The organism is Qipengyuania sp. GPGPB31 (assembly GCF_038396345.1).
In the GTDB taxonomy this organism is placed as follows: domain Bacteria; phylum Pseudomonadota; class Alphaproteobacteria; order Sphingomonadales; family Sphingomonadaceae; genus Qipengyuania; species Qipengyuania citrea.
Window position 1 is genome coordinate 845,354 of the sequence record NZ_CP149572.1, and the last position, 11,866, is coordinate 857,219.

Here is an 11,866-nt window from a genome sequence, read left to right on the forward strand (position 1 = left end):
CCAAGGCGCTCAATCCCCCGTCAAAATCCGCTCGACCAGTTCCTGCACCGTGGGGGTGTAGTTGTTCGAATAGAACGGGTCCTGCTTGAAGCGGTAGGCCGCGTGACCGGCAAAGGCGAGGTTCTCGTCCGGGTCGCCGCCATGAGCGATGTCCTGCAGCGTTTTCTGGATGCAGAAGCTGCGCGGATCGGCAAGCCGCCCGGTGGTGTGGTTGTCGTGATCCTTCCAGCTCGAGAACTGGCAGTGCGACAGGCAGCCCATGCAGGCCTGCTGGTCGGCGCGGATCTGCTCGGCGCTTTCGGGCGTGGTGAACACCACCGTGTCGTCGGGCGTCTTGAGCGCTTCGGTAAAGCCCTCGTGCATCCACGCCTGCGCCTTGCGCTGGTCACCGGGATGGACGAAGAAATATTTCGCCTTGCCGTGATCGGCCAGCGGAATGGTCCCTTCCTCCTCGTCGCGCTTGAAGATCGGGATCTGGCGTTCGCTGCGATGCATCAGATCGTAGAGGAACGGCGTCTTCACCGCGCTGGAATAGAAACCGGTCGGGCTGAACTTGTGCAGCAATACGTCGCCCGGCTCGACCGTGCGCAGCATGTCCTTCCACACATTGGGGATCGGGCTTTCCTGCGTCAGCAGCGGACGCGTGCCGAACTGGAACATGATCTTGCCCAGCTCGGGATTGTCGATCCAGTCGTTCCATTCGCGCAGGAACCACACGCCGCCCGCCATGACGATGGCAGTGTCTTCGGACACGCCTTCCTTGCGCATCGTGTCGCGCAGCGCGGCAACGCGCGGATAGGGATCCTCGGGCTTGGTCGGGTCCTCGGCGTTGGACAGGCCGTTGTGGCCACCCGCAAGCCAGGGGTCTTCGTAAACCACTGCCGCCATCAGGTCGGGGACCTTGGAATAGCTGCGCTTCCACAGCGCACGGAACGCGCGCGCCGAGCTGACGATGGGCAGGTAGTGGACATTGTGCTTCGCGGCGATTTCCGCGAGCTTGTAGGGCATGCCCGCGCCGCAGGTGACGCCGGTGACGAGGCCGGGGCAGTTTTCGAGAATGCCTTCGAGGACCTGCTGCGCGCCGCCCATTTCCCACAGCACGTTGATGTTGATCGCGCCCTTGCCGCCCGAGATTTCGTGCGCACGCTTGACCTGTTCGGTGCCGCCTTCGATGCCGTAGCGCACCAGCTGTTCGAAGCGTTCGACGCGGGTCGCCTGCGGATAGACCTGCGGGATCGGGTTGCCGTCCTCGTCATAGCTGTCGGCATTGACCGCGCTGACGGTGCCGATGCCGCCCGCGGCGGCCCAGGCACCCGAACTCAGGTGATTGGTGGCGGACACGCCCTTGCCGCCTTCGACCAGCGGCCAGACTTCCTTGCCGCCATAGCTGATCGGCTCGAGACCCTTGAAACTCATAAACTCAACGCTTTCTCTGCTTTTGTCTTATGCAGGCCGTTCGGCCCTGGCGCCTAGCGCGGCACGATCGCCGCGGCAGCGCTCTATCTCTCCGGGAGCGGGTCTCGTAGCGGCTGCCTTGAACTGTGCATAGTACCCCGCCAGTTCGGGCGCGTCCTTGAACGCCACCAGCTCGTAACCGACCGCTTCGAATTCGCAGCTCAGCAGCAGCGGGTCGATCCCGTGCTGGTCGGTCGGCCGGTCGATATCGACGACGACCACCTGCCCGCCCTCGCGCAGCGCGGGCCACATCCGCCAGAGGAATTCATAGGGGCTTTCGATCTCGTGGTACATGTGGACCATGAAAATGCGATCGAAACTGTCGGCAGGCAGCATCGGATCGGCCAGTTCGCCCTGGCGGATCGAGACGTTTTCGAGCCGGTAGCGCTCGATCCGGCGGGCTAGCCGGGTCAGCGCGGCGCCGTCGATATCCTGCGCCAGCACGCGGCCGTCATCGCCGACGCGTTCGGCCAGGCGAACGGTGTAATAGCCATTGCCCGCGCCGATGTCGGCCACGGTCATGCCCTCGGCGATCTCGGCAAGCTCCATCACCGTGCTCGCCTCGCCGCGGCTGTCGCGCTGGTCTTCGGTCGAGAACTGGTTCGATCCCAGTTCGGACACCGGGCGGTCGGGTTCGGGAAAGCGCGGGCCGTCATCGGCCAATCGCGCATTGCCCTCGCAGCCGGCCAATGCCGCCGCGACCAGCAGGGTCGAGAGGAGGCGGTGCCTCACTCGGTATCCTCTACCTCGACCTTCTCGCCGGTCACCCGCTGCGCCAGCGCGGCCGAGATGAACGGGTCGAGCGCGCCGTCGAGCACGTCGTCGGGCGTGGGCGACTGAACGCCGGTGCGCAGGTCCTTCACCATCTGATACGGCTGCAGCACATAGGACCGGATCTGGTGCCCCCACCCGATGTCGCTCTTTTCCTGGTATTCGCCCGAAGCCGCTGCCTCGCGTTCGGCCATCTCGCGTTCGAACAGCCGCGCTTTCAGCATGTTCATCGCGGTGGCGCGGTTCTTGTGCTGGCTGCGGTCGTTCTGGCTGGCGACGACGATGCCGGTGGGCTGGTGGGTGATACGGACGGCGGAATCGGTCGTGTTGACGTGCTGCCCGCCCGCGCCGCTGGCGCGGTAAGTGTCGATCTTGAGGTCGGCGGGATTGATCTCGATGTCGATGTCGTCGTCGATCACCGGATAGACCCACACCGAGCTGAAGCTGGTGTGGCGCCGCGCCGAGCTGTCGTAGGGGCTGATCCGCACGAGCCGGTGAACGCCGCTCTCGGTCTTGGCATAGCCATAGGCGTTCTCGCCCTTGATCAGCAGCGTCGCGCTCTTGATCCCGGCCTGGTCGCCCGCGGCATATTCGACCGTTTCGACCTTGAAGCCGCGCCGTTCGGCCCAGCGCGCATACATGCGCAGCAGCATGTCCGCCCAGTCCTGGCTTTCGGTGCCGCCCGCACCGGCGTTGATCTGCAGATAGGTATCGGAGCCGTCGGCTTCGCCCGAAAGCAGCGCCTGGACTTTGTCGCGGTCGGCGCGGTCGGCCAGCCCGGCGAGCGAGATCGAGCCCTTCACGCTCGACCTCGGCATCGCCTTCGGCTTCGCCCATCTCGACGAATTCGATCGCATCGGCCATCTCGCTCTCGATTTCGCGCACCGTGTTGATCGCTGTTTCGAGGCGTTTCTGTTCCTGCGTGATCGCCTGCGCCTGCTTGGGATCGTCCCACAGGGTGGGGTCCTGGACGCGCGCGTCGAGTTCGTCGAGCCGGCGCAGCGCCTGCTCCCAGTCGAGCGACTGGCGCACCAGCGACAGCGCGGCTTGGATACGGTCGATATGGGCCTGCCCTTCGGCACGCATAGGAAATTCCTTCGGATCTGCTTGGACCTGCCCCTAATATGCGCAGGGCGATTGTAAAGTGCAGCGGCGGCGTGACGCGTGCGTCAGTAGATGCCGCCCTGGTCCTCGACGAAATCGTTGGGCTGGTCGCCGCCATCGCGCGCGCGCGCCGATAGCGCCCCTGCCGGCCGCGGCGGATCAGCTCGAGAATCTCGTTGCGCTTGGCGGCGATCGCATCGCTGCGTGTCGCCCGCGGCGGTTCGGTGTCGGGCTTGAAGGCTTCCCAGATGATCGAAGCGGTGGGCTCGTTCGACGGGGTTCCTTCGAACACGCGCTTGCCGCTGCGGCGGTCGATCTTGACCATCCGCACGCCCGGCGGGGCTACGAAATCCTCGGCCTGCCAGCGATCCGGAGTGGCTTCGACGAAGCGCTTCATGATCGTGGCCGCGGTATTGCCGCCCTGCACCCAGCCGCCCAGATTGCGCGGCTGGTCGAAGCCGACGTACATGCCGGCGATGATTTCGGGCGAGCCGCCGACGAACCAGGCATTGGTCGGGCCATTGGTGGTGCCGGTCTTGCCGAACAGCGGCAGGTCGAGGCTGCGCAGGCGGACCGCGGTACCGCGAGTGACCACGCCCTGCAGCATGTGGACCATCTGGAACGCGGTGCGCGGGTCGAGCACCTGCTTGCCCGACACGTCGAAGCGCGGCATCGGCTGCCCGTCCCATTCGGCCATGTTGCATCCCGAACAGTTGCGCGTGTCCGTGCGGAAGATCACCTTGCCGTCGCGGTCCTGGACGTAATCGATCACCGAGCCCGGGTTCTGCCGGCCCCAGTTGGCCAGCGCGGCATAGGCGTTGACCATCCGCGCCACCGTGGTGTCGCCCGCGCCCAGCGCGAAGGAATAATAGGGTTCGTAGGAGCCGATGCCGAGCCGGTCGATCGTCTTGATCACATTGTCCATTCCGGCATCGTCAGCAATGTGGACCGTCATCAGGTTGCGACTCTGTTCGAGGCCCCAGCGCAGCGTATGGACACCGCCCCCGCCGCCGCCGAAGTTGCGGAAGCATTTCTCGCCCAGATTGGCGCCCTGCCAGACACAGAACGTCTGGTCGGGCACCTGCGTCGCCGGGGTCATTCCCTGGTCCAGCGCGGCGGCATAGACGAAGGGCTTGATCGTCGACCCCGGCTGCCGCAGCGCCTGCGTCGCGCGGTTGAAGCTGCCGAGCCGGCTGTCGAAGCCGCCCTGCATGGCGAGGACCCGGCCGGTTTGCGGCGCTTCGGCAAGGAACGCGCCCGAGACCTCGGGAACGCCGCGGATCGCATAGCCCGCGCCCGACCTTGCCGCGGCGACCACATCGCCTGGCTTGAGCGACGAGGGCCCGCCCGACAGCGCGAATTCCTCGCCATCGGAAAAGCCGATCCGCCCCGGCGCTGTCACCACGCCGACGCGCCAGTCGCGATAGTTGATCCCGATGTTGGACGAAGCGAGCTGCGCGGTAAGATCGCCATTGTCGGGATTGAGCGTGGCGATCGGCCCGGTAAACCCGCGATTGCCGTGATAGCTGATAAGCTGCGCCCGCAGCGCGTCGCGCGCGGCATCCTGCAGTTCGAGATCGAGCGAGGTGCGCACCCACAGCCCGCCCGAATAGACGCTGTTGCGGCCATCGTCGGCGGTTTCGCCGAACTGGTCGATCAACTGGCGGCGGACTTCCTCGAGGAAATACCCCGCATCGGCCGAACGCGTCCGTTGCTGTTCGACCAGCCCCAGGCCCTTCCGCTTGGCCGCTTCGGCCTCTTCCGACGCGACGAAATCGTTCGCCACCATCTGGTCGAGCACGAAATTGCGCCGCACGATCGCCATGTCGCGATACCGTTCGCGGCCATAGCGCTCGGGGGCCTTGGGCAGGATGGCAAGGAAGGCCATCTCATGCAGGTCGAGATCGCCGACATCCTTGTCGAAATAGGCACGCGCTGCCGCCTGCACGCCGAAACTGCGCCGCCCCAGCGGAATCTCGTTGAGATAGAGTTCGAGGATTTCCTCCTTCGTCAGCACGCTTTCGATGCGCGTGGCGAGGATCATTTCCTTCAGCTTGCGGGTCACCGAATATTCGTCGCCCAGCAGCAGGTTCTTGGCGACCTGCTGGGTGATCGTCGACCCGCCGACCGCGCGTTCGCCCGACCCGAACTTGGTCGCATAGTCGATCACTGCATTCGCCGTGCCGGTGACATCCACCCCGCCATGGCTGAAGAACGTCTTGTCCTCGGCCGACAGGAAGGCCTGCGTCAGCCGCTCGGGGAAATCCACATACTGCAGCTGAACGCGCCGTTCGCGCGCATAGGTGCTGACGATTTCGCCGTCGATCCCGCGCACTACCGTGGGCAGCGGCGTTTCATATTCCAGCAGCGATTCGGCATCGGGCAGGTTGCGACCCAGCGTCGCCCAGGCGAGCAGGATGGCCACCACCGCGAAGCCGCCGAGATAGCTGAGCACGCGCAGCTTGCGATTGTGCGACCAATTGTCACCGAACCACGCGATCAGCCGCTTGGGATCGCGGCTGATACGGTAGCGATAATATTGCAGGGCGGCTTGTTCTGGCATGATAGTGCGAGGACCTCTAGCATGGTCATTCTGCAAATCGCCAGAACGAACAGCGTGGTGGGATCAGCTTTCTTGCTGGCGGGCGAAATAGCTGCGGATCGCCCGCGCCATGACTTCGGCGAAACGCGCCCGCCCCTCGGGCGACGCCAGGCGGCGCGCGTCGTCTTCATTGGTGATGAAGCCGCTTTCGAACAGCACCGATGGCACGTCGGGTGCGCGCAGCACCTTGAGCGCGGCCGATTTGCGCGCTTGCGGATGGAACCGGATCGCCCCTTCGGCCTCGCGCCGGATCAGCCGGGCGAAGGCGTCCGACTGCTCCTGCGTACGGCGCTGCGAGAGTTCGACCAGGATCGTGCTGACGACGTCGCTTTGCGCGCCGACATCGGTCCCGTTTATCCGGTCGGATGCGTTCTCGCGTTCGGCGAACAGCGCGGCGGCCTCGCTCGATGCCTTGTTCGACAGCGTGTAGATGCTCGCCCCGGTCACCTCCGCCGCCTCGCCCGCGCTGTCGGCATGGATCGACAGGAACAGGTCGGCATCGAGCCGGCGGGCGATATCGACGCGCTCGGCATGCACGAGATAGCGATCGTCATCGCGCGTCAGCGCGACCCGCACCCGGCCCTCTTCCTCCAACCGGTCGCGCAGCGCGCGGGCGAGACCCAGTACGATCGTCTTCTCGCGGTAACCCTGCCCCGAGGCCCCGGGATCGTGTCCGCCGTGACCGGCATCGATCACCACCAGCGGCAGCCCCGCGCGGCCCGCGACCTCGGGCAGGTCGGCCGGCCTGTCGACGCGCGGCAATTCCACCCGCAGGACATAGCCACGCCCCATTTCGGGCACGGGTATGCGCTGCGCCGAAACGACCAGCAGCGCCACTGCGGCGAGCGGCAAGAGAATGAGCAGGAGGATTTGCGCCCGTATCGACATTGGCCGCATGGTTACGGCCTTGTTGCCGAATGACGCAATATGGTTGCCGTGTGAAACCCACGGTGCTAGCGACATGTCATCGGTTTCCCGGTGCCTCCGATCGGCGCGAACAATGCGCGACGAAGAGGGTCACATGGAAAAACCGTGGTTTTTCAGGCCGCAGCGGCAGTCCCGCTCAGGCCCAAGTCAATACAGGTTGATGCCGGACATGGCCCGTTACTCCCCGACATTCGCAGCACTGGCGCAAGCCCGTGCAGCCGTGTCGGGTCGGACAGCGCAGAAACAGCGCGCGGCCACTCCCGCAGTCACGAATACCCGGCCTCCTGCACCAGCAGGGCGCGGCCGGTTCGCAAACACCGCGATGCCCCAGGAGGGCCGCGGATTTTCCAACATAAATCGCCGCGCTTTTGCAGGGTCATCCCTGCCCCGACGCGGCTGGAGACAGATACATGGCAACGCGCATGCTTATCGATGCGCGCCACCAGGAAGAAACCCGGGTGGCGGTGCTCAAGGGCAACCGGATTGAAGAATTCGATTTCGAATCTGCCGATCACAAGCAGATCAAAGGCAATATCTACCTAGCCAAGGTTACACGGGTCGAACCGTCGCTGCAGGCGGCCTTCGTGGATTTCGGTGGCAACCGCCACGGCTTCCTCGCCTTCAGCGAGATCCACCCCGACTACTACCAGATCCCCAAGGAAGATCGCGAAGCGCTGCTCGAAGCCGAGGCCGAAGCTGCCGAGGAAGAAGCGCGGCTGCGTGAAGAGGAAGAAGACCGCGGCGAAATGCCCGGCGACGAATACGACGCCGACGACGAAAGCTCCGAAGCGCTTGCCGAAGACCTCGCCGAAGACGGGCTCGAGGAAGTCGACACCTCCGACAAGGACGATGTCGCCACGATCGAGGAAGGCCATCTCGACGGCAATGAGGACGACGACGATTCGGATGACGAGAGTTCGGACGATGACGACGACAAGTCGCGCGGACGCGGCCGTGGTCGCCGCCCGCGTGGCCGCCGCCAGAACGGCAAGGGCCGCGCGCGGACCAAGGAAGTCGACGAAGCGCGGGCCAAGCGCATGGCGCTGCGCCGCCGCTACAAGATCCAGGACGTCATCCAGCGCCGCCAGGTGCTGCTCGTCCAGGTCGTCAAGGAAGAACGCGGCAACAAGGGCGCCGCGCTGACCACTTATCTCAGCCTGGCCGGTCGCTACACCGTGTTGATGCCCAACAGCAGCCACGGCGGCGGCATTTCGCGCAAGATTTCCAGCGCATCGGACCGCAAGCGGCTCAAGCAGGTCGTCAGCTCGCTGAGCCTGCCGCGCGCCATGGGCCTGATCGTGCGCACCGCCGGACTCAGCCGCACCAAGACCGAGATCAAGCGCGATTTCGACTATCTCGCACGGCTGTGGGACGAAATCCGCGAACGCACGCTGTCCTCCAGCGCGCCCGCGCTGATCCATTCGGACAGCGATTTGATCAAGCGCGCGATCCGCGACATCTACAATCGCGAGATCGAGGAAGTCGTTGTCGAGGGCGAGGAAGGCTACAAGCTGGCCAAGCAGTTCATGAAACTGCTGATGCCCAGCCACGCCCGGCGCGTGAAGCAATATTCCGACCCGGTGCCGATGTTCCAGCGCTATGGCGCCGAGGATCAGCTCAAGGCGATGTACGACCCGATGGTCCAGCTCAAGTCTGGCGGCTATCTGGTCATCAACCCTACCGAAGCGCTGGTTTCGATCGACATCAACTCGGGCCGCTCCACCAAGGAGCACAATATCGAGCAGACCGCGCTGCACACCAATCTCGAAGCCGCGCGTGAAATCGCTCGCCAGCTGCGGCTGCGCGACATGGCCGGGCTCGTGGTCATCGACTTCATTGACCAGGAACACCATTCGAACACGCGCAAGGTCGAACGCGCGATGAAGGATGCGCTCAAAAACGATCGCGCGCGGATCCAGGTCGGCCGGATTTCCAGCTTCGGCCTGATGGAAATGAGCCGCCAGCGCCTGCGCACCGGCGTGCTCGAGGCGACCACGCGCGAATGCCCGCACTGCGATGGCACCGGGCTGGTCCGCACCGCGTCGAGCGCGGGTCTTTCGGCGCTGCGCCTGATCGAGGACGAGGCTGCCAAGGGCAAGGGATCGGTCATTCGCCTGGCCGCCAGCACCGAAGCCGCGGTCTATCTCCTCAACGAGAAGCGCGCCGATCTGATGGAGATCGAACAGCGCTACCACGTGACCGTCGAAGTCGTGCCCGAGGGCGAGGACGAAGGCGCCAAGATGGTGGTGTCGAGCCACGGTCCCAAGCCGAAGGACGCGCCGCGTTTCGATCCGATCGTCCATGAGCAGGACGAGGACGAGGACGACGACGAAGAAGAAACCGCCGAGGAAACTGCCGAAAACGACGGCGACGGCGAGAACGACGATGATCGTCCGCGGAAGAAGCGTCGTCGGCGCCGGGGCGGCCGTGGTCGCAACAAGAACCGTTCGCAGGACGACGACCGGGACGACAATGACGATGACAATGGCGACGACGGCAATGACGACGCCTCATCGGACAATGACAATGACGATGGCGACGACGGTGACGACAACGGCAAGAAGCGCCGCCGTCGGGGTGGACGCCGTCGGGGTGGACGCGGCCGTGGCCGGAACGCGGACGAGGTGAACGCCGAAGACGCGCAGAACCTCGAACAGGTGTCGGAAGCCGTGGTCGACGACATGGCAGTCGTCGCCGGTCCGAGCGATTCCCCCGAAACGGCCGAAGCCGCCGCGGAAGAGGAAGAAAAACCCAAACCCAGGAAGCGGGCACCGCGCAAGAAGAAGGCCGACACCGAAGCGGCGGATCCGGCGACCGGCGAGGCCGAGGCCGAAGCCAAGCCCGCACCGAAAAAGCGCGCCCCGCGCAAGAAGAAGGCAGATGCCGAAGCCGGTGATCCGGCAACGGGCGAAAGCGAGGCCGAGGCCGAAGCCAAGCCCGCGCCCAAGAAGCGGGCTCCGCGCAAGAAGAAGGCGGAAGCCGAACCTGCCGCCGATGCCGCAGTGGAACCGGCCGCCGAGGCCCCCGCGGAACCGGCGCCCCAGCCCGCCCCTGCTCCGGCGCCTGCGCCCGAAGCTACGGAACAGCCGGCCCCGGCCGCTGAAGCCCCCAAGCCCAAGCGGGGCTGGTGGCAGCGGACTTTCGGCGACGAATAAGGACCTCGAGGGTCGGCGAGCCGCTGCGCTTGCCGGCCCTCAGGCCTTGCGCGCCACGCCCCATTCCATCCACCCCAGCACGCGCGGGGCCTTGTCGAGATAGGCCTGGCCCAGCGGTTCGACCGCGAAACCGGCACCGCGCAGCGCCGCCCCCACGGGGCGCGTCAGATTGCAGCCACCCGCCAGCGGTTTCCACAGTGGTTCGAGCCGCTCCTGCCACAGCGCCACGCCCGCATCGGGGGCACGGCCGTGTTCGAGGAACAGCAGCCGGCCGCCCGGTGCCAGCACGCGGCGCATTTCGGCCATGACCCGCGCCGGATCATCGACCGAACATAGCGTATAGGTGCACACCACCGTATCGAACGAGCCATCGGGAAACGGGATGTCTTCCCCCGCGCCCTGGCGGATATCGACCGGCCATCCGCGCGCTTCGGCGCGCTGGCGCGCCCGGGCGAGCAATTTTCCATGCGGATCGATCCCGGAAAAGGCAGTAACCCTGTCGTGATCGTAAAGCGACTGGTTCAATCCGCCGCCGCAGCCCAGTTCGAACACCCTGCCGCGAGCGAGCGGGACGATGGCACGGCGGCGGTCTTCGATCCCCGGCTGGCCGCAGGCGCGCGTAATGAGCCGCGGCATCACATGTGCATCGTACCAGCGCTTCAACCCCATCGCGCGCTCCTCAGCCGCTTTTCCGGCCGTAAGGCTATCGCTTAACGATAATCGGGCAAGCACAAAATTCGTGACCGGCCCCGGGCCTGCGCCTAAAGCGCGGCGCATGAGCAACAAGATCGACCTGTTCCGCATCCCCGCCGCCGACAAGGAGCGGCTGCGCGTCCTGTTTCTGGCAAAGCACGCCGAATCCGGCGGATCGCTGCATGGCGAGGACGGCAACCATGCGGTCTATCACCACGAAGTGCTGACGACGCTGCGCGCCATCGGCCTCGACGTGACCCCCGCGAGCGACTTCACGGCACTGTTCGGTCCGACCGATCACGACTACCTGTTCACACTGCTCAACCGGGCCGGCTATCCGATGAGCGAGATGCTCGGCCCGCTGCTTGCGCAGCGCATCGGCCTGCCCGCGCTCGGTGCCTCCCCGATCCTGCGCGGCCTGTCGGATGACAAGCATCTAATGAAGACAGTGGCAGTGGCGCGCGGCGTGCCGGTGGCACCGTGGCTGATCGCGCGGCGGGGATGCCAGTGGATCCCCTATCCCGACTTCGCTTTCGAACGGCTGGTGGTCAAACCCAATGCGTCTTCCGCCAGCTGGGGAGTCAGCATGCCGACCGACTGGGAAACCGCCAAGAACGACATCGCCAAGCTGCATGCCGAGGGGCATGACGTGATCGTCGAACGCTACGAGGGTGCCTATGACGTGGTGGTCCCCGTCCTTGGCGGAGCCGAACCGATCCTGCTGTCGACCATGCGCTTCGAAATGCCGGGCGATGAAGGCAATTTTCGCTCCTACGAGGAAAAGCGCGGGCTGTCCGAAGGTCCGAAGGAACGGCTGGTGGCGATGAAAAACCCGGTCATGACGCGCAAGATCCGCGAATACACACGCGCCATGCTGCCCGAACTGTGGCCGTTCGATTACGGACGTTTCGAGTTCCGCTATACTCCGACGACCGGGGAAGTGCTGTTCATGGAAGTCAATCTGTCGTGCAACCTGTGGTCGAAGAAGACCGTCTCGGGCGCGGCGCAACTGGCCGGGCTGACGCATGCCCAGCTGATCGAGCATATCGCGGCCTACAGCATGGACCGGCAGGGAGTGATCACGGCAGAACGGGTGCCGTTCGATCTGGCGATGATGCCCGAGGATGTCGGCGGCGAAACCATCGAAGTCTGACCCGCC

General features: G+C 65.4%; 7 protein-coding genes and 1 pseudogene. 2 read left to right on the top strand and 6 right to left on the bottom strand.

Going from position 1 to position 11,866, the window contains the following annotated elements:
- Positions 1 to 9 precede the first annotated feature (9 nt).
- From WKH79_RS04365 to WKH79_RS04385, 5 genes and pseudogenes are all read right to left on the bottom strand, one after another.
- Positions 10 to 1,416 (bottom strand): nitronate monooxygenase, encoded by a 1,407-nt coding sequence (locus tag WKH79_RS04365; protein ID WP_341859712.1) that lies wholly within the window; start codon positions 1,414 to 1,416, stop codon positions 10 to 12.
- A gap of 27 nt (positions 1,417 to 1,443) precedes the next feature.
- Positions 1,444 to 2,145, bottom strand: coding sequence for a class I SAM-dependent methyltransferase (locus tag WKH79_RS04370; RefSeq protein WP_341860092.1), 702 nt, complete (start codon positions 2,143 to 2,145; stop codon positions 1,444 to 1,446).
- Positions 2,146 to 2,183: 38 nt separating this feature from the next.
- Positions 2,184 to 3,312, bottom strand: a protein-coding gene (gene prfB, locus WKH79_RS04375) for a peptide chain release factor 2 (RefSeq protein WP_341859713.1) whose coding sequence is annotated in 2 segments (ribosomal slippage) — positions 2,184 to 3,017 and positions 3,019 to 3,312 — 1,128 coding nt in all. Because the reading frame shifts where the segments join, the coding sequence is not laid out codon by codon here.
- A gap of 83 nt (positions 3,313 to 3,395) precedes the next feature.
- Positions 3,396 to 5,893, bottom strand: a pseudogene (locus WKH79_RS04380) (transglycosylase domain-containing protein).
- A gap of 63 nt (positions 5,894 to 5,956) precedes the next feature.
- Complete coding sequence (locus WKH79_RS04385) at positions 5,957 to 6,820, bottom strand: N-acetylmuramoyl-L-alanine amidase (protein WP_160767054.1); 864 nt, start codon at positions 6,818 to 6,820, stop codon at positions 5,957 to 5,959.
- 449 nt (positions 6,821 to 7,269) lie between these two features.
- On the opposite strand from WKH79_RS04385, the gene WKH79_RS04390 reads away from it, so the two are divergent.
- Complete coding sequence (locus tag WKH79_RS04390; RefSeq protein WP_341859714.1) at positions 7,270 to 10,014, top strand: ribonuclease E/G; 2,745 nt, start codon at positions 7,270 to 7,272, stop codon at positions 10,012 to 10,014.
- Positions 10,015 to 10,053: 39 nt separating this feature from the next.
- On the opposite strand, the gene WKH79_RS04395 is transcribed toward WKH79_RS04390, so the two are convergent.
- Positions 10,054 to 10,683 (bottom strand): class I SAM-dependent methyltransferase, encoded by a 630-nt coding sequence (locus WKH79_RS04395; protein WP_341859715.1) that lies wholly within the window; start codon positions 10,681 to 10,683, stop codon positions 10,054 to 10,056.
- Positions 10,684 to 10,789: 106 nt separating this feature from the next.
- Between WKH79_RS04395 and WKH79_RS04400 the strand changes: the two genes are divergently transcribed.
- Complete coding sequence (locus tag WKH79_RS04400) at positions 10,790 to 11,860, top strand: hypothetical protein (protein ID WP_050601211.1); 1,071 nt, start codon at positions 10,790 to 10,792, stop codon at positions 11,858 to 11,860.
- The last annotated feature ends 6 nt before the right edge of the window (positions 11,861 to 11,866 follow it).